Raw genomic sequence first — 25882 nt, 5'->3', positions numbered from 1 at the left:
AATTCTAATGTCGCAGCGACGCTTCCAGGGAGACCCATGCTCGATTACAAGTTATTGAATGCCCTCGCCGCGGTACTCGAGCATCAGGGTTTTGAACGCGCCGCCCGAGCGCTGGGACTGACACAGTCCGCCGTGTCACAGCGCGTCAAGCTATTGGAAGCACGCCTGGGACAGCCCGTACTGATCCGCGGCACGCCCCCTACCCCCACCGGGCTGGGCCGGCGCCTGCTCAACCACGTCCAGCAGGTTCGCCTGCTTGAGGCGGAGCTTGTCGAGGAGGCGCCCTCGCTGACCGTCGGCTATCGACAGCTGCGCATCGCGATCAACGCTGATAGCCTGGCGACCTGGTGGCCCCAGGCGGTGGGCGACTATCTCAAGCATCAGGCCATCACCCTCGATTTGGTCATTGAAGACCAGGACGTGGGGCTTGAGCGCATGCGCAAGGGGGAAGTCGCCGCCTGCCTGTGTGCCAGCGACACCCCTGTACAGGGAGCACGCGTCATTTCACTCGGTGCCATGCGCTACCGAGCGCTGGCGAGCCCCGACTTTCTTGCACGCCATTGTCCTCGAGGCGCTACCGCAGAGGCACTGCAGCACTGCCCGGCCATCATCTTTGGCCCCAACGACCAGCTTCAGCACCGTTTTCTGGATGCCCAGGGCGTCACCGGGCCCTTCCCTCACCATCGCTGTGCCAGCGTCGAGGGATTCTTAGGACTGGCCAAGGCGGGTCTGGGCTTTGGTCTGGTGCCGGACATTCAAGCCCGGCGAGAGCTGGCTGAGGGAACGCTGGTCGACGTGGTCGACGGCTGGCATCTCGATGTGCCGCTGTTCTGGCATTTCTGGCGCCACGGTGGCGATCCACTGGAACGCCTGGGACATCAATTGGCACAGGCTGCAGACCATCACCTCATTCCTCTTACCTAAGCCTTAGGAAGGACGGAGCACGAGAACGTGCCTAGTGACTACTGCAACAGCACAGCCGAATTGGCGCTGACGAGCCTCGTAGCGCGCCTGGGATCGTCGCCAGAAACTCATGTAAAACATTGTATTACATACACATTTGTCACTGTCGACCGTAGCACCAAGATACCGTGCAACTGTAAGTGCAGAAAAACGTCGTCTTTTCTTAGCCCTTAAGGCTGATATACCCCTTTCGGCTAGTCCTTAAGATGGTGAGTTAAGCCCGATACCTCGGGTTGATCACTCTTCCTGCGGCCAAGGACTGCCTGACCATGGATGACTGCGCTAACACTTCCGCGACCAAGACGCATGCCGATGCGCAGCGTCTTGCTTGCCTACAGCGCGTACCCGGCGTGCTCTTCACTCTTCAACGTGACGCCAGGGGTCGTCTGCAGCTTCCGGCCTTGACTGGCGACGACCCGATGACCCGACGGCTCGCTCCCCTGACCACTGTCAATGACGTGCGCCAGCGCCTCGGCGATCTGCTGGGGGAAGCCTACGGAGAATTCATCCGCGCCATCGAACATTCCGCCCATTGGCTGTCTCCCGTGTCCACTCGTCTGCGCCTGCCCGTGGGCGAACTCAACCCCCACTGGTACTCCCTGGAGGCCCTGCCGGAGCGCCGTGACGACAGCATTCTGTGGCATGGGCTGCTCATCGACATCGAAGATCAGGTCGCGGAAGAGCAGCGCCTGCGCTACCTCTCTGGCACCGATGAGCTGACAGGACTGGCCAATCGACGCTCGCTGGTCAGCCAACTGGACAAGGCAGCGTCCATGTCCAACCGCCACGGCGTGCCGCTATCCCTGCTGTTCGTCGACCTGGACCATTTCGCCCTGATCAACGACACCTGGGGGCGAGGGCTTGGCGATCGCGTGCTCTGCCAGATCGCCGCGCTGGCCTCCAGCCAGCTACGTCAGGAGGACTATCTGGCGCGCATGGGCAGCGATGAATTCGCCCTGCTGCTGCCCATGACCCCCGCCGGCCGGGGGCGCGAGCTGGCGGAGCGCCTGCGCGAGAACATCTCACGCCATGACTTCGGTATCGGCCGGCACAAGGTGACGGTCAGCGTGGGGGTCAGCGACTATCAGAGAGGAGTCACCGGCGCCCAACTGATGCAGCAGGTGCACGCCAACCTGGTGGAGGCGAAACAGCAGGGGCGAAACCGGGTCATCCAGCGCTGGAGCCCACAGCGTAGCGATTAACCCTCGGCCCTTTCTGTACGCTAGCGAGTGTTGCCCAGCGTGTTCCCACGGTGTCACTGCTGCGGGCCGACTGCCAACCTGTACTTCATCCACGGCCCACAACACGGTAGCCTGTCACCCTGCGAATACCGCCGCGTCACCCCTCCCTGTCCGCTGGGTGACAAGGCCACATATTAGAGACTACCCATATTGCCTTCTGCCTCTCCCCGCATCGATGACACCTTGGCATCGGTCTTTGGATATCGTGAGTTTCGTCCCGGCCAGCGCGAGACGATCAACGCCCTTGTCGCGGGTCGCAGCGCTGCCGCCATTTTCCCTACCGGCTCCGGCAAGTCACTGTGCTATCAGTTGCCCGCCCTGCACCTTCCTCATCTGACGCTGGTCGTGTCGCCGCTACTGGCGCTGATGCAAGACCAGCTCGCGTCCTTGCAACAGCGCGGTATCGCTGCTGCCAGCATCGACTCCAGTCAATCGCCAGAGCAAACGCAGCAGGTCATGTCGGCGGCTCGATCAGGCCACCTGCGTGTGCTGATGGTATCGGTCGAGCGTTTGAAGAATGAGCGCTTTCGCCATTTCTTGCAGGACGTACGGGTATCGTTACTGGTCATTGATGAAGCGCACTGCCTGTCGGAATGGGGACACAACTTCAGACCCGACTACCAGAAGCTGCCGCACTACCGTCATGAATTCGGCATCCCTCAGGTGCTGCTGCTGACCGCTACCGCCACGCCCAAGGTGATTGACGACATGCGGGCCGCGTTTTCCATTGCCCGTGAAGACGTGATCACCACAGGCTTTTATCGCGCGAACCTCGACCTCACCATCGCTCCCGTGCCCGCCGATGAACGGCCCCTATATCTTGCCCGCTGGCTGATCGCCCAGCGCGACCAGGCCCATGGGGAACATGGCAGCACCGTCATCTATGTCACGCTACAGCAAAGTGCACAGCGGCTCGCCGCCTATCTCAAGACCGCCGGCCTGGAAGCGGCTGCCTACCACGCGGGCCTCGACGCAGACACCCGCGCCCAGCTTCAAGCGGCGTTCATGTCGGGCCAGTTACCGATCATCGTTGCCACGATTGCCTTCGGTATGGGCATCGACAAGTCAGACATTCGCTGCGTCGTGCACTTCGACCTGCCCAAATCCATTGAAAACTACAGTCAGGAAATTGGTCGAGCAGGCCGCGACGGTGCCCGCGCCGAGTGCCTGATGCTCGCCGGTCGAGAGAGCCTCCCTGTGCTCGAGAACTTCGTCCATGGCGATGTACCACCCCGGGCAGGCATCCAGGCGGTACTGGATGATCTGGCGGCGGCGCCGGGTACCTGGGAGCTATCGCTCAATGCATTATCGCGGCAAACGGATATTCGCGAACTGCCGCTGAAGACGCTATTGGTCAAGCTAGAGCTGATGGGCATCATCCGCGCCAGCCACAGCTATTTTGCCGAGTACCGTTTTCGCCTCGAGATTGAGCAGGAAGCGCTTCTCGCTCGCTTCCCTGGAGAAAGAGGGGCTTTCCTGTCGGCCATCATCGAGGCGTCCGACAAGGGGCGCAGCTGGTATCGCCTGGACTTTGAACGCCTGTACCAGCTTGGCCAGGCGCGAGGCCTGGATACCTCCCGGGCAAGAGTGCTGAAGGCACTGGACTATCTCGACCAGCAACAGTGGATTCGTCTCGAGAGCAAGCAGATCACTGAGGTGTATAGCGTCCTGTCCGACGTGGACTCTCAGCATCTGGCCAGCGAACTCCATCAGCAGTTCGTGACCCGTGCCGACATGGAGCTTCAGCGCCTGGAGGCCATGCTGGCCCTATTCGAATCCAGCACCTGCATCAGCGCTGGTCTTGCGGACTGGTTTGGAGATAGCAACGCGCCAAGAACGTGCGGACATTGCTCGGCCTGCCGCGGGGAGCGGGCGAGCCTGAGCGCCGCCTCGCCGACGAAGCCGGCCGATGAACAAACCCTGCGTACCTGGTTGACGGAATTAGGGGACGCGCTGAGCGCAACGAAACCGCCCAGAAAGCTGGACGCTGAACTGGCCACACGTTTTCTGTGTGGCATCGTCAGTCCTGCGCTAAGTCAGGCAAAGGCGCGTAAACTCGCCGGCTTTGCAAGTCACGAACAGGTTCACTATCCCCAGGTGCGTGCCGCCGTGATCCAGGTCATCGGATCCTGACACGCTCTGCTCAGGTGCCCCCCAGCCCGTAACGCTTCAGCTTGTTGGCAATGGTGGTGTGGGAGACGCCAAGCCGCCGTGCTAACTGCCGGCTGGAGGGATGCAGCGGATACAGCGCGGCCAGCACCCGACGCTCCACGTCGGCCAGAATATCGTCGAGGGTGCCATCCAGCTCGATGCCGTCCAGATCGCCAGAGGCCGGCCCCTCAGGCAAGCGCAGGTGCTCCGGCTCGATGCGACCGCTTTCACACAGCGATACCGCCTGGAACAGCACGTTTTCCAACTGTCGCACATTGCCAGGCCAGTCGTAGCCGGCCATTCGCGCGACAGCGGCGCCGGAAAGCTCGGGCAGCGGGCAGCCAATCTGACGGGCAGCGCGGTCGACGAAATGCTCTGCCAACGCCTGAATCCCGTCCAGGCAGTCTCGCAATGGCGGTACGTTCAAGGACAGCACGTTCAGGCGATGGTAGAGATCCTGGCGAAACAGCCCCTGATCGCATAGCGACAGCAGGTCCTGCTGAGTGGCGCACACCACCCGCACATCAAGGTAGGTCTCTTCGTCAGCGCCGACTCGACGGAAGCCGCCGTCCTGCAAGAACCGCAGCAGCTTGGCCTGAAGGCGCGGACTCATCTCTCCCACTTCATCGAGGAAGATGGTACCGCCCGAGGTCAACTCCAGCAGGCCCAGCTTGCCCTCTGGCCTGGCGCCATCGAAGGCCCCCGGTGCGTAGCCAAACAGCTCCGTCTCGGCCATGGACTCCGGCAGGCCAGCGCAGTTCAAGGCCATAAAGGGTGCCTGCCCACGTGGGCTGGCCAGATGACACGCCCGCGCCAGTAACTCCTTGCCGGTGCCTGTTTCACCGAAGATCAGCAGCGGGGCATCCAGCGGCGCCATTCGACGAGCTTCATGAATCAGCGATGCAAGCCGGGGGCTTGCGGTGAACATCGCCTCGAAACCGCGCATTTCCTGGCGCTGTATCTGGTAGATCCGCTCGCCAATGCGATCAGCGCTATGCAGTGTCACCACCGCCCCCGCCAATGACTCGACATCGTCATGATGCTCACGGTGCAGCGGAGCGATATCGGCTAGAAAGGTGGCGTTCTTCAGGCGGACTCTGAGTCCGTTGACCCTGGCATTGTTGCGCCGAATCACATCGGGCAAGTCACAGTCCGGCAGATATCGATCCAGGGACAAGCCGGGCACTTCATCTACCCGCACCCCCAGCAGCTGACTCGCCGCGCGGTTGGCCGCGACCAGATGCCCCTCCATGTCGATGGACATGACCGGGTCTGTCAGCGATGAAAGCAGCGCCTCGAGCTCAAGCTGGTGACGCTCACTCGGCATCAGGCTGACCTTGCGCACGCCAAAGACGCCAGACACGTCTTCCAGGCGAGGCTTCAACGTCACCCATTGCGCGTTAAGCAGCAATGGCACGTGGAGATAGATGGCATTGCCACGCTCGCCACCCACTTCGCCACGCGCCACGTTGGCGCCGTAGTCGGCAAGAAGGGACACGATGTCACGCAGGATACCGACGCGGTTCTGGCAATGTACTCTCAGGCGCATGCTGGCTTAGCGCTCCTTATCGATAGGCAGAAGACCCACGGGCAGAAGTTTGCTGTCACGGCGTCCGACCTCCATTGTCACGTTTTCCTTACAGCTTATCGAAGTCATTGCCCACGGGACCTGCCTCTTTGGTCGAGCTGTGGCCATCGTCTAGCGCCATTGCGGCCCTGCTGTCACGTTTTTCTTACACTCGCCTCCCCTTCGTCACCAGATCGACCCGGTTTCTCTACCACACCCACCTCGCACATGGCCTGCACTCGACCGACACTCTGTTGCAGGACAACACTCGCCTTTTCCGCTCACCATTATCTGGAGGCGCCATGAGCGCACCGTCTACGCACTCGCCTCTCGTTGGCTCACTTCACTCTCCTTCGAACCACTCCGCGGATGCGTCCGTCTCTGGCAAAGCGACGGCCTACGAGGCCCACACTCCTGACCATGATGGCAAGATCCACTGGAGCGAGACGGAGCACCGCACCTGGCAGACCTTGATGGAGCGTCAACTGGCGCTGATCGAAGGGCGTGTTTGCCGCCAGTACCTGGAGGGGCTGGAGCGCCTTGCCCTGCCCACCGATCATATCCCGCAGCTCGATGCGATAGATCGGGTGCTGGACGACGCCACGGGGTGGCGGACCGCCGCAGTTCCGGCGCTGATCCCCTTCGATACCTTCTTTGAGCTGTTGGCCAACCGGCGCTTCCCCGTCGCGACCTTCATCCGCACCCCGGAAGAGCTGGACTACCTCAAGGAGCCGGATATCTTTCACGAGATCTTTGGCCACTGCCCCATGCTGACCAATCCGGCCTTCGCTGAGTTCACCGCCACCTACGGGCGGTTGGGCCTGGCAGCCGAGCCCAAGGATCGGGTGTATCTGGCCAGGCTCTACTGGATGACGGTTGAATTCGGCCTGGTGGACACGCCAGAGGGCCGACGCATCTATGGGGGAGGCATCATTTCATCGCCACGGGAGACGCTCCACGCGCTTTCCGACGCACCGGTCACGCATCGTTTCGATGCCCTCGAGGCACTGCGTACACCCTACCGCATCGACATCCTGCAACCGCTTTACTATGTTCTCGACAGTCTTGACGACCTCCAGACACTGGCCCAGCAGGACCTGATGGCGCTGGTGGAACAGGCCAAGGCGCTAGGACTCTTTGCCCCACTGTTCACGCCCAAGGCGCGGACACCCCGCGCCTGACGACCGGCAATTTCTGCCCTACCACTAGCATTTGGAGCTATCCCATGAGCGAACACCCATCGTCCCTGTCACAACAATCCTGCGAAGCCTGCCGCTGGGACGCCCCTCATGCCAGCGAGAGCGAGATCGCCAGCTGGCAAAAACAGCTGCCCGAGTGGCAGATCGTCGAGCGCGATGGCATCATGCAACTGGAGCGGAGCTATCGCTTCCGCAACTTCAAGCAGGCCCTGGCGTTCACCAACAGCGTCGGCGAGATCGCTGAAGAGGCTGGTCACCATCCGGCGCTGTTGACCGAGTGGGGCAAGGTCACCGTGACCTGGTGGTCCCACGAAATGAAGGGCCTGCACAAGAACGATTTCATCCTAGCGGCTAGAACCGACGAGGTAGCAAGTTAAATGTTCGAGAAGATTGAGCGGGTTCCCGGGGATGCCATCCTCGGGCTCATCGAGGCCTTCAAGAAGGACACCAATCCCCAGAAGGTCGATCTTGGCGTCGGCGTCTACCGCGATGCAAAGGGCAACACTCCGGTGATGCGTGCGGTCAAGGAGGCCGAGGCCCTGCTGCTCAACAACGAGACCACCAAGACCTACATCGGCTCACACGGTGCTCCCGAGTACGGTGCCGTGGTCTTGCCCATGGTGCTGGGCCAGGACTCACCGGTGCTGGAAGCTGGGCGTGCCAGTGCCACCCAGTCTCCCGGTGGCACCGGCGCTCTGCGTCTGGCGGCCGACTTCGTTGCCAGCCAGCTGCCTGGCAAGGGCATCTGGGTCAGCGACCCCACCTGGCCAAACCACCACGGCATCTTTACCGCCGCCGGTATCGCACTGCACAAGTACCCCTACGTGGATGCCGACAACCGTCTCGACTTCGACGGCATGCTGGCGGCCCTGAAGCAGATTCCTCAGGGCGACGTGGTGGTCCTGCACGCTTGCTGCCACAACCCGACCGGCTTTGACCTGAACCACGAGCAGTGGCAACAGGTGCTGGAGGTGCTGCAGGAACGTGACCTGCTGCCGCTGGTGGACTTCGCCTATCAAGGTTTCGCTGAAGGCCTGGATGAAGACGCCTACGCCGTGCGCCTGTTGGCCGAGAACCTCGACAATGTGCTGATCACCAGCTCCTGCTCGAAGAATTTCGGCATCTACAACGAGCGTACCGGTGCGCTGATCGTGGTCGCGAAGAACAACGAAGAGATGGAAAACGTTCGTTCGCAAATCGCCATTGTCGCCCGCGAGAACTATTCCAACCCGCCCGCCCACGGCGGAGCTATCGTCGCCGAAATTCTGCACTCGGCCGAGCTCGCTGGCGTCTGGCGTGAGGAACTCACGGAAATGCGTGACCGCATCAACACCCTGCGTCGCGACTTCGTCGAAGCACTGAAGCCTTACGGGCTGAGCGAGAAATACGCGCACATTGCCGAGCAGCGTGGCATGTTCTCCTACACCGGTCTGTCACCGGAACAGGTGGATCGCCTGCGCGATGAGTTTGGCATTTATATGGTGCGCTCCGGCCGTGCCAACGTGGCGGGCTTCTCTCAGGAAAACCTGCCCTACCTAGCCAAGGCGGTTGCCGCGGTCAATAGCTGACACACCACTGACGCCTAGCCACTACCGCTAAGCGGTAAGGCGTCATTGGAGAAAGCGATAACGCCCGGGTCCAGCCCGGGCGTTGTCGTATGCAGTTCGGCGCAGCAATGCCAGTAGCGCCTGTCAGCCCAGGCCATGCTTGGTCGCCCACACCGCCGCTTCCACTCGGGAGCGCAGGTCCAGCTTCTTGAACAGGTGCTTGACGTGCACCTTGACGGTGCCCTCGGCGATGTCGAGTTCACGGGCGATCATCTTGTTGGACAGCCCCCGGGCCAGGGTGCGCAGGATATCTCGCTCTCGCGCGGTGAGGCAGGACATGCCATCGTCGCCCCCCGCCGGCAGCTCGCCCTTGACCACGCTGGCCAGCAAGGACGCCATTTGCGGCCCCAGCACCACCTGCCCCTGCGCAGCCTCGCGAATCAAGCGCAGCACCTCTTCCGGGTCCATGTCCTTGAGCAAGTAGCCGTCGGCACCTTCCTTGAGCGCCCGCACCACATCATCGTCGGCATCGGATACGGTCAGAATCACGATACGACTCTTGACCCGAGCGTCACGCATCCGCCTCAGCACCTCAATCCCGTCGATCGGATGCATGTTGAGGTCCAGCAGGATCAGATTGGGCTGAAGGTCAATCGCCTTGCGCACCGCTTCCGCACCGTCGGAGGCCTCGCCCACCACCACCAGGCTCGGGTCCATGTCCACCAGCTGGCGAACGCCACGCCGAAAGAGAGGGTGATCGTCCACGATCATCAATCGAAGCATGCTCATTGCCAAATCTCCTGAGTGAGTGCATCCGACCTATGCCGGACGACACGTTCAGCTGACCGCGACAGGTAGCTGTACCAGCAGGCGCGGCAGAAAGCGGACGGTCACCACGGTGCCACATGGCTTGATGCCATTGACCGAGAGCTTTCCACTCAGGCTCCTCGCCCGCTCTTCCATGATGGCCATCCCATGGGAAATGGATGGATCTGATTGGGGACCGATACCGACCCCATCGTCCTTGATCGACAGCTGATAATGCCCCGTCTCTTCTGCGGCAAGACTGACCGTACAGTGGCGGGCCCTGGCGTGGCGCGCCACGTTGGACAACGCCTCGCGCACGATCTGCAGTACATGAATTTCTTCGTTGGGCGTCAGCGCAAGCCCGCTCCATTGCCCTTTCAAGGTCAGCTCGAAGTCGCCCCGCTTGGAATACTCCTGCACCGTCTCATCCAGCGCCGCCTCCAGGCCCGCCTCGTGGATGCGCAGACGGAAGGTATTCAGTAGTTCTCGCAGCTGACGATAGGAGGAGTTCAGCCCATGCCTCAGCTCGGCCACCACTTGCGCGACCTGTTCGTGGCGCTGCTGGTCCAGCTGCATCTGCAATCGCGTCACCTGAATCTTCAGGTAGGACAATGATTGCGCCAGGGAATCGTGTAGCTCTCTGGCAATGACGGCGCGCTCATCCATCAGCGCCAGCCTGCGCTGCTCATCGGACTTTTCCGACAATGACAGGGCCGCTGCGATCAGCCCTGCCACGGTCTCGACCAGCTCGATCTTCCACTGTGCCAACATGTGCCCAGGGGGCTGCTGGACCCGCAGTTCGCCGAAGTCGCGCCCTGCCTCGCGCACGCGCACCGCATACTCATTGCCGCTGCCTGGCGATGGAGAAGATGTCATGCGACTGCACGACTCCGATCGCGCTGTCGCAGTCTCGGCTTGATGATGGGCCGCGGGCCGAGGCACAAGGCGAATCATTTCCTTGCCGGCCCCACCGGTAGTGAGCCTCAGCTCGAACGGTCCCTCGTCGGTGACCGCCTCCAATTGACGCAGGACGTCTTCAAGTTCCTCACGGGTCAATGGCGTCACGCCATTCAAACGTCGCGCCGTCAGGTAAAGCATCCGCAGCGCATCATTACTGCGCTTCAACTCATGCGTCTTGGCCGCCACTCGCTTTTCGAGCTGCCCATACATTTCCGAAAGACTGGCATTCATCTTGTTGATCGTACGCGACAAGAGGCCAAGCTCGTCATTCCCACGGTAGGTCGTTCTACCGGAGAAGTCACCCACCATTACACCATTTACCACACGAATAAGATCTCTAAAAGGCGGCATGACGCCACACACAATTCTGTACACCACCATCACCATAAAAACAACAAGAATGGTCAGCGACACACCCTGAAAAACTTCCAGAAAGACCACCTTAGACTCCGCATATTTTTGCAGACTCCCAACTAGAATATCCACTTTATCGACGAACTCTGCCACCTGGTCATCGAGGCGAAAGGCATTGCCGCCGTCAAAGGCATGGATATTGGGTCGCAGGTTTTCGTGCCAGCATTCGACCACTCTGTCATAGGCATCTCTCAGGGGGTCATCCACATCGCCAGGAATCAGACTGACAATGGCTGGGCTGGCAAGAGTGGCTTCCATCTGTTCCTGCTGCCAACGGCGCCGGGGATGGTCGGCAGGCAGCAATTCACTGGTCGACAGCAATCGGTAGGCCTGCATCCTCAGCGACCCAGCCTGATTGATGGCATCAGCGTAGCCACCCGCGCTCTGGGCGATAACGATCGAGCCCAGCAGACTGACCAGCGCCAGACAGGCAATCGCGGCCATCGCGACCAGCATGCGCAGCATTAGAGAGCGGCGCAGGTAAAAGGCGCCGTTCATGGCTGCCCCTCGTGTCTTGTCTTCCACCACCCACTTCTATTGACCCAGATCAAGAGAGTTATCACCTAACCAATATCAGAATGTCTCATTTATGTTTCGAGGCAGATGATACGTGACGAATCTCTTAAAAACACCCGCATACCCCCATGGAGGTAAGAGATCAACGACGCTGGATATACCCTCCCATTCTGTTGATCACAATCAAGTGCCTTGCAGATACATTGTAGCAATGTTTAAGGGGACAAACCGGCACCCCTTCTGAGGAAAGCATATGCTTCAACATGACTCCGTACCGCGGCGTCAGCAGAATCAAGCGCTAGGTCTGGCCACCCTGGCCTTCACTCTCTGCTTCGCCGTCTGGACTCTCTTCTCGATTCTCGGCATTCAGATCAAGGAAGACTTTGGTCTTTCTGACACTCAACTCGGCCTGTTGATGGCCACACCGGTGCTGACCGGCTCCATTAGCCGTCTATTCCTCGGCGTACTGACTGACCGTTTCGGTGGCCGTTGGGTGTTCGGCCTGCTGATGCTGATCACGGCCACCTGCGTCTATCTGCTGACCTTTGCCAACAGTTATTCGATGCTATTGGTCGGCGCACTGGGTATCGGCCTTGCGGGTGGTTCGTTCATCGTCGGCGTCGCCTACACCTCCGCCTGGTTCGAGAAGGAACGCCAGGGTACCGCTCTGGGCATCTTTGGCGCCGGTAACGTGGGCGCTGCCGTGACCAATTTTGGCGCCCCTTTCCTGCTCCTGGCACTGGGCTGGAAGAGCACCGCGCTGGTCTATGCCACCGTCATGGCCATCATGGGCGTCGCCTTCATTGTGCTGGCCAAGGAAGATCCCGGCAGTCGCTCCCGCAACGCCGTGCGCCAGCCGCTGTCCGAGCAATTTGCGCCGCTGGCCGATCTGCGCGTGTGGCGCTTCTCGCTGTATTACTTCTTCGTCTTCGGCGGCTTTGTGGCCCTCGCCCTGTGGCTGCCCCACTACCTGATCGAGGTCTACGGCCTCAGCCTGGGCGCGGCGGGCATCGTCGCGGCGCTGTACACGATCCCAGCCTCGCTGTTCCGCATCCTCGGCGGCTGGATGTCGGACCGCTACGGCGCTCGTCGGGTGATGTACTGGACCTTCCTGGCCTCGGTTATCTGCACCTTCCTGCTGAGCTATCCGCCCACCCAATACACCATCGACGGAGTGCGTGGCCCGGTCGAATTCACCTTCGCCATGCCCCTGGTCGGCTTTATCCTGCTGACCATGGTGCTGGGCTTCTTCATGTCCCTGGGCAAGGCCGCCGTGTACAAGCACATCCCGGTCTACTATCCCAAGAGCGTGGGTCTGGTGGGCGGCGCGGTAGGCATGGTAGGCGGACTCGGCGGCTTCTTCCTGCCACTGACCTTCGGCATGCTCAACGATGTCATCGGCATCTGGCAGAGCTGCTTCATGCTGATGTTCGTCGTGGTCGCCGCAGCGCTGCTGTGGATGCATCACGCGATCCGTAAAGCCGAACGCATCGAGGCTCGCGACCGCTGCGAATCCACCGATCTGCCGGAGCTTTCTACCCCCAGCAAATTCGTGCTGCAGGACTGGCGCCCGGAAGACGAGTCGTTCTGGCAGACCACCGGCCGCAAGATTGCCAGTCGCAACCTATGGATCTCGATCCCCTGTCTGCTGCTGGCCTTCAGCATCTGGATGGTGTGGTCCATGGTGGTAGCCAAACTGCCCCAGGTGGGCTTTGACTACAGCCCGAACCAGCTGTTCTGGCTGGCCGCCCTGCCTGGACTGTCCGGCGCTACGCTGCGCATCTTCTACAGCTTTACCGTGCCGATCTTCGGCGGGCGTCGCTTCACCGCTTTCTCCACGGCCTCACTGATTCTGCCGGCACTGTGGATCGGGTTTGCGGTACAGAACCCTGACACCCCCTACCTGGTGATGGCGATCATTGCCCTGCTGTGTGGCTTCGGTGGCGGCAACTTTGCCTCCAGCATGGCCAACATCGCGTTCTTCTATCCCAAGCGCGAGAAAGGCAAGGCACTGGCCATGAATGCCGGTCTTGGCAACCTTGGCGTATCGGTGATGCAGTTCCTGGTCCCCGTGGTGATTTCTACCGGCAGCTTCGTGATGTTTACCGGAGACGGCCAACCGCTGTCCGACAGCGGCATGCTGTGGCTGCAGAATGCCGGCTTCGTGTGGGTGCCGTTCATCGCTATCGCCACCGTTGCCGCCTGGTTCGGCATGAACGACATCGCCAGCGCCAAGTCCTCGTTCAAGGAACAGTCGGTCATCTTCCAGCGCAAGCACAACTGGCTGATGTGCATCCTCTATACCGGCACCTTCGGTAGCTTCATTGGTTTCTCTGCCGGCTTCCCGCTGCTGACGAAGACCCAGTTCCCGGCCATCGACGCCTTGCAGTATGCCTTCCTCGGCCCGTTTGTCGGCGCCCTCAGCCGTGCCTGGACCGGCGGTCTTGCCGATCGCTTCGGCGGCGCCCGGGTCACCTTCTGGACCTTCCTGACCATGATCGCCGGGGTCATCGGCGTGCTGTTCTTCCTGATGAACAAGACCATGCCGATGGCGTTCTACGGTTTCTTCGCCTCGTTCATGCTGCTGTTCTTCGCCACTGGCGTCGGCAACGCCAGCACCTTCCAGATGATTCCGTCGATCTTCCGCAAGGAAGTGCCGCGTCTGATGCCCAACCTGACCAGCGCTGAACAGCTGGTCCATGCAGAGCGCGAATCGGCCGCCACCATTGGCTTCACGTCGGCGATCGCCGCCTACGGCGCCTTCCTGATCCCGAAGTCCTTCGGCACCTCGATTTCGCTGACAGGCGGACCGGAAGCCGCCCTGCTTGGCTTCATCGTCTTCTACCTGCTGTGTACCGCCCTGACCTGGTTCTACTACAGCCGCAAGGGCGCGGAAATCGAACTCAATCTGGACGCCGGGCCTGCCTGCAAGGGCCGCAGCAAGGACCATTCCAAAGAGGGTTCGGACGCATAGCACTGATATTCAAGGCTGACGTTCAGTGCTGACGTTGAGAGCTAGCTCTGAGCTTCAAGACTCCACCAGACCGTGACATTCGAGTCCATAAGGACCGCCTAGCATGGCCCCCGCAAGGGGGCCTTTGAGGAGACCCCCCATGAGTCACTTTCTCGATCGGCTGAGATACCTGACCAAGCGTCCTCCCCAGTTCGCCAATGGACATGGCGAAACGAGGGAAGAGACCCGCGACTGGGAAGATGGCTATCGCGCTCGCTGGCAGCACGACAAGATCGTGCGCTCCACCCACGGGGTGAATTGCACCGGCTCATGCAGCTGGAAGATCTACGTCAAGAATGGCCTGGTGACCTGGGAAACCCAGCAGACCGACTACCCCCGCACCCGCGCCGACCTGCCCAATCACGAGCCACGTGGCTGCCCGCGTGGCGCCAGCTACTCCTGGTACCTGTACAGTGCCAACCGCCTCAAGTACCCGCTGATCCGTCAGGAGCTGGTCAGCCTGTGGCGACGGGCGCTGGACAAGCACGAAGACCCGGTGGAGGCCTGGGCCTCCATCGTCGAAGATCCGGTCCTGGCCAACCAGTACAAGCGTGCCCGTGGCATGGGCGGCTTCGTTCGCGCCGACTGGGACGAGGCCCAGACCCTGATCGCTGCGGCCAACGTCTACACCGCCAAGACCTACGGTCCCGACCGCATCATCGGTTTTTCACCGATTCCCGCCATGTCGATGGTCTCCTACGCCGCCGGGGCCCGCTATCTGTCGCTGATCGGCGGAGCCTGCCTGTCCTTCTATGACTGGTACTGCGACCTGCCGCCGGCCTCCCCCCAGACCTGGGGCGAGCAGACCGACGTGCCGGAGTCCGCTGACTGGTACAACTCTGGCTACATCATTGCCTGGGGCTCCAACGTGCCCCAGACCCGCACGCCGGACGCTCACTTCTTTACCGAGGTGCGCTACAAGGGCACCAAGACTGTGTCCATCACCCCGGACTACGCCGAGGTGTCGAAGCTCACCGACGAGTGGCTGTCCGCCAAGCAGGGCACCGACGCGGCTCTGGCCATGGCCATGGGCCACGTCATCCTCAAGGAGTTCCACCTCGACTCCCCCAGCGCTTACTTCACCGACTACGTCAAGCGCTACACCGACATGCCCTTCCTGGTGGCGCTGGAGCCCCGGGAAGACGGCAGCTACGCGCCCGGCAAGCAGCTACGGGCGGCTGACTTCGATGCTTCGCTTGGCCAGGACAACAATCCCGAGTGGAAGACCGTCGCCTGGGACGAGAAGCGCGATCAGCTGGTCGTGCCCCGTGGCTCCATCGGCTTCCGCTGGGGGGAAAATGGCGGCGAGGAAAAAGGCAAGTGGAGCCTTGAGTCACTCGACGCCGACGGCCAGAAGGTCGACCTGCGCCTGTCCCTGGCCGATGCCCATGACAGCGTCGCCAAGGTGGCCTTCCCCTACTTCGGCGGTATCGCCCACGAGCACTTCGACCATGTCGAAGGCAACGAGGTGCTGCACCACTGCCTGCCGGCCAAGAAGCTGGCCCTGGCAGACGGCAAGGAAGTGCTGGCCGTCACCGTGTTCGACCTGATGTGCGCCAACTACGGTATCGACCGTGGCCTTGGTGCTGACGGCGAGGACGACGGCGCCACCTCGCTGGACCAGCTGCGTCCATATACCCCCGCGTGGCAGCAAAAGATCACCGGCGTGCCGGCCAGCCAGTGCATTCGCATCGCCCGCGAGTTCGCCAGCAATGCCGACAAGACCCAAGGTCGCTCCATGATCATCGTCGGTGCCGGGATGAACCACTGGTACCACATGGACATGAACTACCGTGGTCTGATCAACATGCTGGTGCTGTGTGGCTGCATCGGTCAGTCCGGCGGTGGCTGGTCCCACTACGTGGGGCAGGAAAAGCTGCGGCCCCAGACCGGCTGGCTGCCGCTGGCCTTTGGTCTGGACTGGCAGCGTCCGCCGCGCCAGATGAACGGCACCTCGTTCTTCTACAACCACTCGAGCCAGTGGCGCTACGAGAAGCTCGAGGTCAAGGAGCTGCTGTCACCGCTGGCCGACCCCAGCAAGTACGACGGCAGCCTGATCGACTTCAACGTGCGCGCCGAGCGCATGGGCTGGCTGCCCTCCGCTCCTCAGCTCGGGATCAACCCGCTGCGACTGGCGGGCCCCGCGCTTGAGGCCGGCATGTCCACCGCCGCCTACACGGTCAACGAGCTGAAGGCAGGACGACTTACCTTTGCCGCCGAAGACCCGGACAACCCCCAGAACTTCCCGCGTAACATGTTCGTGTGGCGCTCCAACCTGCTGGGCAGCTCCGGCAAGGGCCACGAGTACATGCTCAAGTACCTGCTGGGCACCCGTCACGGCTTGCAGGGCAAGGACCTGGGCGAGTCCGGTGGAGCCATGCCCAAGGAAGTCACGTGGCACAAGGAAGCCCCGGAAGGCAAGGTGGACCTGTTCACCACCCTCGACTTCCGTATGTCCACCACCTGCCTGTACTCCGACGTGGTGCTGCCCACCGCGACCTGGTACGAGAAGGACGACCTCAACACCTCGGACATGCATCCCTTCATCCACCCGCTGACCGCCGCTACCGATCCGGCCTGGGAAGCGCGTAGCGACTGGGATATCTACAAGGGCATCGCCAAGAAGTTCTCCGAGGTCTGCCCCGGCCACCTGGGCGAGGAAACCGACCTGGTCACCCTGCCGCTGCAGCACGACAGCCCAGGCGAGCTGGCCCAGCCCGAGGTGCTCGACTGGAAGCGCGGCGAGTGCGAGCCGGTGCCCGGCAAGACCATGCCGAGCCTGGTCGAAGTCAAGCGCAACTACCCTGAGACCTATGAGCGCTTCACCTCGGTAGGACCACTGCTCGAAAGCATCGGTAACGGTGGCAAGGGCATCAGCTGGAATACCGAGAAGGAGGTCGAACTGCTGCGCGGCCTCAATCACGTCAAGCTGGACGGCCCGGCCAAGGGGCAGCCGCGCATCGAGACCGCCATCGACGCCGCCGAGGTGATCCTGTCACTGGCACCGGAGACCAACGGCCAGGTCGCGGTCAAGGCCTGGGAGGCGCTGTCGAAGATTACCGGACGGGACCATACCCATCTGGCGATTCCCAAGGAAGAAGAGAAAATCCGCTTCCGCGACGTGGTGGCACAGCCGCGCAAGATCATCTCCAGCCCGACCTGGTCAGGCCTGGAAGACGAGCATGTCTCCTATAACGCGGGCTACACCAACGTTCACGAGTTGATCCCCTGGCGTACCGTGAGCGGCCGCCAGCAGTTCTACCAGGATCACGCCTGGATGCGTGACTTCGGCGAAAGTCTCTTGGTCTACCGTCCGCCCATCGACACCAAGGCCACCAAGGCCATGGCGATGCCGCGTCCCAACGGCAACCCGGAAATCGCGTTGAACTGGATCACCCCGCACCAGAAGTGGGGCATCCATTCCACCTATTCCGACAACCTGTTGATGCTGACCCTGTCCCGGGGCGGCCCCATCGTCTGGCTGTCAGAGGATGACGCCCGCGCCATCGGCGTCGAGGACAACGACTGGATCGAGCTGTACAACGCCAACGGCGCCATTGCCGCCCGCGCCGTCGTCAGCCAGAGGGTCAAGAACGGCATGGCGATGATGTACCACGCCCAGGAGCGCATCGTGAACGTGCCCGGCTCCGAAGTGACCGGCACCCGCGGCGGCATCCACAACTCGGTCACCCGCGTCTGCCCCAAGCCGACCCACATGATCGGCGGATACGCCCAGCTGGCCTACGGCTTCAACTACTACGGCACCGTCGGCTCCAACCGCGATGAGTTCGTCATGGTGCGCAAGATGAAGCACGTCAACTGGTTGGACGGGGAAGGACAGGACAGCGTTCAGGAGGCAGTGAAATGAAGATCCGTTCACAAGTGGGCATGGTGCTCAACCTCGACAAGTGCATCGGCTGTCACACCTGCTCGGTGACCTGCAAGAACGTGTGGACCAGCCGTGAAGGCGTGGAGTACGCCTGGTTCAACAATGTCGAGACCAAGCCGGGCATCGGCTACCCCAAGGAATGGGAAAACCAGGCCCGCTGGAAAGGCGGTTGGCTACGCCGCGAGGACGGCACCATCGAGCCGCGTATCGGCGGCAAATGGCGGGTGCTGGCGAACATCTTTGCCAACCCAGACCTGCCGGAGATCGACGACTACTACGAGCCGTTCACCTTCGACTACCAGCACCTGCACCAGGCCAAGCGGGGGCGCCACCAGCCGGTGGCCCGTCCGCGCTCGCTGGTCTCCGGCCAGCGCATGGAAAAGATCGAGTGGGGCCCGAACTGGGAAGAGATTCTTGGCACTGAGTTCGCCAAGCGGCGCAAGGACGTCAACTTCGATCAGATCCAGGCGGACATCTACGGTCAGTTCGAAAACACCTTCATGATGTACCTGCCGCGCCTGTGCGAGCACTGCCTGAACCCTGCCTGTGTGGCCAGCTGCCCCAGCGGTGCCATCTACAAGCGCGAGGAGGATGGCATCGTCCTGATCGACCAGGACAAGTGCCGCGGCTGGCGGATGTGCGTGTCCGGCTGTCCGTACAAGAAGATCTACTACAACTGGAAGACCGGCAAGTCCGAGAAGTGCATCTTCTGCTACCCGCGTATCGAGTCCGGCCAGCCGACGGTGTGCTCCGAGACCTGTGTCGGCCGCATTCGCTACCTCGGCGTGCTGCTGTACGACGCCGATCGTATCGAAGACGTCGCCGCCTCCAAGGACGACCGCGACCTCTACCAGCGCCAGTGCGAGATCTTCCTCGATCCCCACGATCCTGAGGTCATCGCCCAGGCCAAGCGTGACGGCATCGACGACAACGTGATCAAGGCCGCCCAGGAGTCCCCAGTCTACAAGCTGGCCATGGACTGGCAGCTGGCGCTGCCGCTGCACCCGGAATACCGCACCCTGCCGATGGTCTGGTATGTGCCGCCGCTCTCTCCCATCCAGTCGGCGGTGGATGCCGGTCACGTGGAGAGCGATGGCGTGCTGCCCAAGGTCGAGTCCCTGCGCATCCCGGTGAAATACCTGGCCAACATGCTGACCGCCGGTGACGAAGCCCCTGTGCTGCGAGCGCTCAAGCGGATGATGGCGATGCGCGAATACATGCGTGGCAAGCACGTGGATGGCGAGGCTCGCCTCGACGTACTGGACGAAGTCGAGCTGAGCGTGGCCCAGGTCGAGGAGATGTATCGCTACCTGGCCATCGCCAACTACGAGGACCGCTTTGTCATCCCGACCAGCCATCGCGAACTGGCCCGCGAGGCCTTCCCGGAGCGTGGCGGCTGCGGCTTCACCTTCGGCAATGGCTGCCAGGGCGGAAGCGACGATGTCAGTCTGTTCGGCGGACGCAAGCAGACCACCACCCTGGTCGACGTTGAGCAGTACGATCCCGCTCATCCGGAGGTCGAGCATGACTGATGCCGCCACTCAAGGGCCACTCGCCCAGGGCCTGCGTGCCCTGGCCCGGCTGCTCGACTATCCCGACCGAGAGCTGATCGCGGCTATCGATGAAGTCAAGGCCGCCATTGCCGCCATGCCACTGCCGGGGGGAGCCCCCCGGCAGGCCTTGCTTGACTGGTGCGATCGCCTGCGTGATGCCCGCCTGCTGGACGTTCAAGCAGCCTATGTCGCCCAGTTCGACCGCGGCCGCGCTACCTCGCTGTTGCTGTTCGAACATGTCCATGGCGAGTCCCGAGACCGCGGCCAGGCCATGGTCGACCTGCTCAGCGAGTACGAGGCGGCTGGCTTTGCCCTGGACAGCCGCGAGCTACCCGACCACCTGCCACTGCTACTGGAATTCCTGTCTACCCGCAGTGCCGACGACATCGCCAGCTGGATCGGCGATGTCAGCCATATCCTGGCCCTGCTGACCGCCCGCCTGGAGAGCAAGCAGTGCGATCAGGCGCTCATCACGGGCACGCTGCTGGCGATGATCGGCGCCGAGGATCAGGTGGATGCCCATCGCGAGGCGGTCGAACAGGAGTCACCCGACAACACCCCTGCTGCCCTGGACGCCGTGTGGGAAGAAGAAGCCGTGCGCTTCTCGGCCGAATCGGATCAGGACTGTGCACTGACCTCGGCGGAAGGCAGGCGTCTTGCCGAACGTCGTGGCAGCGTCCAGCCCGACACCATTCGTCTTCCCGATGCCATGCCCTCTCGACCCACTGGAGGTCTGTCATGAACTACCTGCATACCCTGCTGTTCGGCCTCTACCCTTACCTGGCGGGCAGCGTCTTTCTCATCGGCAGCCTGCTGCGCTTCGACCACGGTCAGTACACCTGGAAGACCGGTTCCAGCCAGATGCTGTCGTCCAAGCGCATGCGCCTGGCCAGCCCGCTGTTCCACGTTGGCATCCTGGTGATCTTCTTCGGCCACGTGGTCGGCCTGCTGACACCACACTGGGTCTACGCGCCCTTCATCAGCGCTGGCACCAAGCAGGTGTTTGCCATCCTGGTGGGGGGCCTTGCCGGTATCGCCTGCCTGATCGGTGGCGCCATGCTGCTTCACCGCCGCTTCACCGATCCCCGGGTCAAGGCGTCCTCCAGCGTCATGGACAACCTGATCATCGTGCTGCTGGTGGTCCAGGTCACCCTGGGCCTGTTGACCATCCCTGCCGCCACGCACCACCTGGACGGTGGCGTGATGATCAAGCTGGCTGAGTGGGCCCAGGCCATCGTGTTCTTCCAGGGGGGTGCCGCCTCCCATCTCGAAGGCATTGGCTTCATCTACCACCTGCACATCCTGGTGGGACTGACCATCGTGCTGATCTTCCCGTTCACCCGTCTGGTGCACGCCTGGAGCGCCCCGCTTGGCTATCTGGGCCGCCGCTATCAAATCGTGCGGCGACGCGCCTGAGGACCCTGATGATGAAGACCATTCCCTTGGAAACCTTGCCGGCCACACCTCGCCTGAGCATCCGCGTTGGCGGCGCCGTCATCGATGAGGCAGATATTGCCGGGGAAATGCAGTTTCATCCGTCATCGGATCGCGAGGCCGCCGCCAAGGCGGCGGCCCGCGCCCTGGTCATCCAGGCCCTGCTGCGACAGCGCGCCGAGATTCTGGGGATCGAGACGGGCACCCTGCATGAACCCGACGAGCGCGCCATTGCCGTCATGCTGGAGCAGGAATTGCAGGTTCCCGCACCAGATGACGACGCCTGCCTGCGCTATCACGCCGCTCACCCTGAGCGTTTCTGCGAGCCCGCTCGCTACAAGGTCAGACACATCCTGCTGGCGGCCGCCCCGGATGATGTAGCGGCCAGAGACGCCCAGCTGGCCCAGGCGGAAACCCTGATCAAGACCCTTCGCCAGCGCCCCGAGCGCTTCACCGAACTGGCCCAGCGGCATTCTCAATGCCCATCCAAGGATCAAGGCGGCAGCCTCGGCTGGGTGGCGCGGGGTCAAACCGTCAGCGAGTTGGATCGCGCACTGGAGACCTTGCCGGAGGGACTGCATGACCGCGCGCTGCCCTCACGCTATGGCTGGCATGTGGTGTGGGTCGATGCCCGCCTCGATCGTCAGCCACTGCCCTACGCCGAGGTGAAGGAAAGCGTTCAGCATGAACTGACCGAGCAGGCCACTCGAGTGGCCCTGCGCCACTACCTGCTGGCCCTGGAAAGCGAGATTGGCGTGGAAGGCTTCACCCTCGCCGACGAGGACGCCGACGGACCGCTGATGCGCTGAATTCGAAGCGTCTAATTCGCAGCGCTGAACTCGAAGCGCCGAGCTCGAAGCGCTGAACTCGAAGCACCGTGCTCCCGGACGGTTGCTCACCCGTACCCTTTGTCTGCTTCACGGAGGCCTTGCATGTCACATACGTCAACGAGCGCCGTCTTCATTCCTCTGGATATTGCCCTGCTGACCGTGTCGGATAGTCGGGGCCTGGCGGAGGACGGCAGCGGCGACTTGCTGGCTGAACGTCTTGCCCACCACGGCCATCGCCTCACCGAACGGGCGCTGGTCCCGGACGACATCTACCGCATCCGCGCCCAGGTCAGCGCCTGGGTCCTGCGCGAAGATATCCAGGTGGTGCTGGTCAACGGCGGCACCGGCTTTACCGCACGGGACAACACCCCAGAGGCACTGACGGTGCTGTTCGATAAGGTCGTCGAAGGCTACGGCGAGCTGTTCCGCCAGCGCTCGTTCGAGAGTATTGGTACCTCGACGATACAGTCCCGTGCCATCGCCGGCATCATCGACCGTACCCTGGTCTTCGCCATGCCCGGTTCCCCCAAGGCCTGCGCCATGGCCTGGGATGAGATACTGGCGGCCCAGCTCGATGCGCGCACGCGTCCCTGCAACTTTGTGGCCATGGTCGTCAACGACCCCCAGCGCTGCGCCAGCCGCCAGTCCTCGCAGGCGATGGACCACCGTCTGGAGGAGGTCTGATATGAGCGACACCTGCAGCTGCGACACTCCCAGGGAATCGCGCCCACTCATCGACCTGTGGCAGGCCCGGGATCAGGTCATTGCGCTGGCCACCCCGGTGACGGGAACAGAATGCGTGCGCAGCCATCACGCGCGAGGCCGTGTGCTGGCGACGTCCCTGCATGCCCGCATGGACGTACCCAACGTCGATAACAGCGCCATGGACGGTTACGCGCTGCGCCTGGCCGACCTCAAGGACCATGTGGGGCTACCGGTACTGCTGCGAGTGCCCGCTGGAAGCATGCCTGAACCATTGCCCTTCGGCGGCTGCGCTCGGATTTTCACCGGGGCTCCGATTCCCCATGGCGCCGACGTGGTGGTTCCCCAGGAACACGTGCGACTGGACGACAAGGGGCAGATCTACTTTCCCAAGGACCTGCGCCAAGGCCAGCATATTCGCCGTCGCGGCGAAGAGCTACGCGAGGGCGCACCACTGCTGGACGCCGGTGAACGTCTGGACGCCATTCGCCTGGCCTTGCTGGCAGCGCAGGGCTTGACCGATGTGCCCTGCCGTCCGCGCCTGCGTGTGGCGATCATCAGCACCGGTACCGAGCTGGTCAACCCGGGGCAGGCGCTGTCGCCCGGGCAGATCTATAACTCCAATGCCGAGATGCTGCATGCCCTCGCGCAGGACCAGCATGTCGAGCTGGTGGATCTGGGTAACATCGAAGACACCCGTCAGGACCTCGAGAACGCCCTGCGCTATGCCTCCCGCCAGGCAGACCTGATCGTCTGCTCCGGTGGCGTATCCGTGGGTGAGGAAGACCATGTCAGGCCCTGCCTGAAGCAACTTGGCGGCATCAGCCTCAGTGGCGTGGCGATGAAGCCGGGCAAGCCCTTTACCCTGGGCTACATCGGCGAATCCCAGGCTAGCGGCACCCCATTGCTGGGACTGCCCGGCAACCCCACCGCAGCGCTGGTCTCATGGCACCTGCTCGGGCTGCCGCTATTGCAGCGGCTGCAAGGGCGCAACCTAGCGCCCCTCGCCCGCTTTCCCGTCCATGCAGGGTTTACCTTCCGCGCCAATCCAGCACGCCACCAATTGCTGAGGGTATATCTCGACCACAGCGATGTGGCCCCGGTGGCACGCATCGCCGGCGCCCAAGGCTCCAATATGCTGAAATGTGCCGCCCACGCCGACGGCTATCTGGTGGTACCACCGGGCCTTCAGGTGGTGCCCGGTCAACGCCTGGACTACCTGCCGCTGAGTCAGTTCGCCCGTTGATGCTGACACCGCGGCGACACCGCCAATAGAGGGGCCGAGTATGGACCGTGGCCTCTCTCTGTCAGCGCCCGACAACGTGATAGCGCCTGCGTCGGCGCCTGCACCTAGCGGTGTCACAAACCATATTCCCGCTCTACCCGGGAGACTCGGACCCTGTAGCTGGCATACCAGCGCTCGCGCCCCATTACCTGGGCCTGACGATGATCGAGCTGGGCCTTCCAGGTGCGGATGGACGCCAGGTCGGCCCAGTAGGATACGGTGATGCCGAGGCCATTTTCGCCGTCCTCACGGGCCGATTCGATGCCAAGAAAACCCGGCTGCTGCGCGGCCAGTTCGACCATCTTGTCCGCCATGTGGGCATAGCCGTGATCGCCGGCAGTACGTAGGGACGTGAAGATAACCGCATAGTAGGGTGGCGTGGGGGTAGCGGCAATAGGGCTCACCGGGGAAGGTCTCCTTGGGCTGTCTGATCGGTTACTCTGGCCATGAAGTAGGCGCTGACGTAGGTCCCGTTTCTGAAGGCAAAATGTCGCGACTCGCCCTCGATGTCAAAGCCGAATCCTTGGTACAGGGCAACCGCTCGCGGATTGTCGACGTAGACCGTGAGCTCGATGCGTGTCACTGCCAGCCAGTTGTCACATAGATCCAGCATGCTGGCCATCAGCGCTCGGCCCACCCCCTGTCCCTGGACATCGTCTCTCACCCCCATGCCGAAGGTCGCCACATGACGTCTTCGCGGAGAGCGACACTGCTCGAGCCCCAGGCTACCGACAAGCTCATCGTTGAGCGTCGCCACAAGGAAGTGGAAGTGCTCATCGAACGACGCCAGGCGTTCCTTCCACAGACGGGTGCTGGGAAATGGCAGTTGCAAGGTATCGGCAAAGACAGGGGCTCGTTCATAGAGGCTCCTGAGGCCTTCAGCATCTTCGGGCTCTGCCCGTCTTATTCGGATGTTCATACCATCGTATTCCTTGGCAAGGAGTGAGCTACCCCGCGACCGACAGATGGGTTATGCCGGTATCTCGATATACCATTTCGGCTTGATGCGCCCGAAGTCGGTTCGTACGTGGTGGACCAGCGACTTCTTCGAGTCCAGCACGACAGCACTCCCGTCCCGCCGGTAAAACACCACCCAATGCCAAAATGGCGTGCCTCTCTCCAGGCGCCACTTGATTGCCAGCAGGGCCCTGTCGGGAAGCTGGTCCCAACCGCTGAACGGCGCTTCACCGGCTGCCGCTTCAACACCCAATGCCTTAAGCAGGCGCCGAACATGATCCGTGCCGGACCACAGCGTGGGATCCTCGGCGAAGATCCCCAGCGCGTTCGCCTCAACCTTCGCCTGGGCGTAGTCGATACCGGCAAGGGTGGCGCAAGCGGCGATGCCACAACCGGAGATTTCTTCCTGCACCACAGGCGTCATTTCCCTGAATCTCCGTCATCCGTGCCCATCAAGACCTCCACTGTGCTCAGAGGAACCCATCCCACCTGCCCCAATGCATTCTCGACACGGCCCCATCCCATCAGCTGATCCAGCACGTGCAGGCGCTCACCCACCTGAGTATTCAATTCCGTGGCGTCATAGTCCCTTGTGGCGATCCCCCTTTGCGGGTCGTCTGTCGCCTCGAGATAGGCAAGAGGCGCCCAACCGACCTTGCCATCCTGGGTGGTGGTTCTCACCCAGCCCGGATACTCCGTATCCTCGTCACCCAGCAGCACCTCATCGCCGCTCTTGAAGGCAATGGGATCCGGGTATTCAGAGATGTGGGCCCGGCTCGCGACCACCTTCATCGTCATCTTCCCTCCTCTTCTTCTCTCTTCTCTCAACCTCAGCTCCTTTCCACCTTTCCTGC

Annotated in this window: 21 protein-coding genes; 14 read left to right on the top strand and 7 right to left on the bottom strand. The window is 62.2% G+C overall.

All coding sequences use genetic code 11. From position 1 onward, the window contains the following. The first annotated feature begins 36 nt into the window (after positions 1–36). The 3 genes from KUV72_RS17025 (at position 37) to KUV72_RS17015 (ending at position 4337) form a co-directional block, all read left to right on the top strand. A complete protein-coding gene (locus KUV72_RS17025) occupies positions 37–924 on the top strand; it encodes a LysR family transcriptional regulator ArgP (protein ID WP_222239183.1) in 888 nt (295 codons plus the stop codon). Positions 925–1232: 308 nt separating this feature from the next. Beyond that, a complete protein-coding gene (locus tag KUV72_RS17020) occupies positions 1233–2165 on the top strand; it encodes a GGDEF domain-containing protein (RefSeq protein WP_222239182.1) in 933 nt (310 codons plus the stop codon). A gap of 189 nt (positions 2166–2354) precedes the next feature. After that, complete coding sequence (locus tag KUV72_RS17015) at positions 2355–4337, top strand: ATP-dependent DNA helicase RecQ (RefSeq protein WP_222239181.1); 1983 nt, start codon at positions 2355–2357, stop codon at positions 4335–4337. Positions 4338–4347: 10 nt separating this feature from the next. On the opposite strand, the gene KUV72_RS17010 is transcribed toward KUV72_RS17015, so the two are convergent. Next, complete coding sequence (locus KUV72_RS17010) at positions 4348–5904, bottom strand: sigma-54-dependent transcriptional regulator (RefSeq protein ID WP_222239180.1); 1557 nt, start codon at positions 5902–5904, stop codon at positions 4348–4350. A 320-nt stretch (positions 5905–6224) separates the two neighbouring features. Between KUV72_RS17010 and phhA the strand changes: the two genes are divergently transcribed. From phhA to KUV72_RS16995, 3 genes are read left to right on the top strand one after another with little or no spacing between them, the layout of a single operon-like run. Further along, the gene (gene phhA / locus KUV72_RS17005) at positions 6225–7103 is read left to right on the top strand and encodes a phenylalanine 4-monooxygenase (protein WP_222239179.1); all 879 of its coding nucleotides are present in this window, start codon (positions 6225–6227) and stop codon (positions 7101–7103) included. 44 nt (positions 7104–7147) lie between these two features. Further along, positions 7148–7498 carry a 4a-hydroxytetrahydrobiopterin dehydratase gene (locus KUV72_RS17000; protein WP_222239178.1) on the top strand — a complete coding sequence of 117 codons (351 nt, stop codon included), beginning with the start codon at positions 7148–7150 and terminating at the stop codon, positions 7496–7498. Next, positions 7499–8689, top strand: coding sequence for an aromatic amino acid transaminase (locus KUV72_RS16995; RefSeq protein ID WP_222163385.1), 1191 nt, complete (start codon positions 7499–7501; stop codon positions 8687–8689). Positions 8690–8812: 123 nt separating this feature from the next. Here KUV72_RS16995 and narL read toward each other — a convergent pair whose 3' ends face one another. Together narL and KUV72_RS16985 are read right to left on the bottom strand one after the other, a co-directional pair. After that, a complete protein-coding gene (gene narL / locus KUV72_RS16990; protein ID WP_206944726.1) occupies positions 8813–9457 on the bottom strand; it encodes a two-component system response regulator NarL in 645 nt (214 codons plus the stop codon). A 48-nt stretch (positions 9458–9505) separates the two neighbouring features. Beyond that, positions 9506–11347, bottom strand: coding sequence for a histidine kinase (locus tag KUV72_RS16985; RefSeq protein ID WP_222239177.1), 1842 nt, complete (start codon positions 11345–11347; stop codon positions 9506–9508). A gap of 271 nt (positions 11348–11618) precedes the next feature. On the opposite strand from KUV72_RS16985, the gene KUV72_RS16980 reads away from it, so the two are divergent. The 8 genes from KUV72_RS16980 (at position 11619) to glp (ending at position 24032) form a co-directional block, all read left to right on the top strand. Next, positions 11619–14339 (top strand): nitrate/nitrite transporter, encoded by a 2721-nt coding sequence (locus KUV72_RS16980; protein WP_222239176.1) that lies wholly within the window; start codon positions 11619–11621, stop codon positions 14337–14339. 139 nt (positions 14340–14478) lie between these two features. Beyond that, positions 14479–18246: a nitrate reductase subunit alpha gene (locus KUV72_RS16975; RefSeq protein WP_222239175.1), complete on the top strand. Its 3768-nt coding sequence runs from the start codon at positions 14479–14481 to the stop codon at positions 18244–18246. Then, entirely contained in the window at positions 18243–19799 is a 1557-nt protein-coding gene (narH, locus tag KUV72_RS16970; protein ID WP_206944733.1) for a nitrate reductase subunit beta, read from the top strand. Before KUV72_RS16975 ends, narH begins: the two co-directional genes overlap by 4 nt. Then, on the top strand, positions 19792–20562 hold the full coding sequence (gene narJ, locus KUV72_RS16965; RefSeq protein WP_222239174.1) for a nitrate reductase molybdenum cofactor assembly chaperone: 771 nt from the start codon (positions 19792–19794) through the stop codon (positions 20560–20562). Before narH ends, narJ begins: the two co-directional genes overlap by 8 nt. Further along, entirely contained in the window at positions 20559–21236 is a 678-nt protein-coding gene (gene narI / locus KUV72_RS16960; RefSeq protein ID WP_222239173.1) for a respiratory nitrate reductase subunit gamma, read from the top strand. The genes narJ and narI overlap by 4 nt, the downstream gene beginning before the upstream one ends. 8 nt (positions 21237–21244) lie before the next feature. Further along, positions 21245–22063 carry a peptidylprolyl isomerase gene (locus KUV72_RS16955; RefSeq protein WP_315857926.1) on the top strand — a complete coding sequence of 273 codons (819 nt, stop codon included), beginning with the start codon at positions 21245–21247 and terminating at the stop codon, positions 22061–22063. Between the two features lie 123 nt (positions 22064–22186). Continuing rightward, a complete protein-coding gene (gene moaB, locus KUV72_RS16950) occupies positions 22187–22768 on the top strand; it encodes a molybdenum cofactor biosynthesis protein B (protein WP_222239172.1) in 582 nt (193 codons plus the stop codon). A gap of 1 nt (position 22769) precedes the next feature. Beyond that, on the top strand, positions 22770–24032 hold the full coding sequence (glp, locus tag KUV72_RS16945) for a gephyrin-like molybdotransferase Glp (RefSeq protein WP_222239171.1): 1263 nt from the start codon (positions 22770–22772) through the stop codon (positions 24030–24032). A gap of 113 nt (positions 24033–24145) precedes the next feature. On the opposite strand, the gene KUV72_RS16940 is transcribed toward glp, so the two are convergent. From KUV72_RS16940 to KUV72_RS16925, 4 genes are read right to left on the bottom strand one after another with little or no spacing between them, the layout of a single operon-like run. Next, positions 24146–24475, bottom strand: coding sequence for an antibiotic biosynthesis monooxygenase family protein (locus tag KUV72_RS16940; protein WP_222239170.1), 330 nt, complete (start codon positions 24473–24475; stop codon positions 24146–24148). Next, positions 24472–24990: a GNAT family N-acetyltransferase gene (locus KUV72_RS16935; protein ID WP_222239169.1), complete on the bottom strand. Its 519-nt coding sequence runs from the start codon at positions 24988–24990 to the stop codon at positions 24472–24474. Before KUV72_RS16935 ends, KUV72_RS16940 begins: the two co-directional genes overlap by 4 nt. A 51-nt stretch (positions 24991–25041) precedes the next feature. Then, positions 25042–25452, bottom strand: a complete 411-nt coding sequence (locus KUV72_RS16930; RefSeq protein ID WP_222239168.1) for a hypothetical protein — start codon at positions 25450–25452, stop codon at positions 25042–25044. Further along, the gene (locus KUV72_RS16925) at positions 25449–25826 is read right to left on the bottom strand and encodes an SH3 domain-containing protein (RefSeq protein WP_222239167.1); all 378 of its coding nucleotides are present in this window, start codon (positions 25824–25826) and stop codon (positions 25449–25451) included. Before KUV72_RS16925 ends, KUV72_RS16930 begins: the two co-directional genes overlap by 4 nt. Positions 25827–25882: the final 56 nt, after the last annotated feature.

Source organism: Halomonas sp. DP4Y7-1 (assembly GCF_019800705.1).
GTDB lineage: Bacteria > Pseudomonadota > Gammaproteobacteria > Pseudomonadales > Halomonadaceae > Halomonas > Halomonas litopenaei_A.
This window is presented reverse-complemented; position numbering and strand designations above follow the sequence as displayed.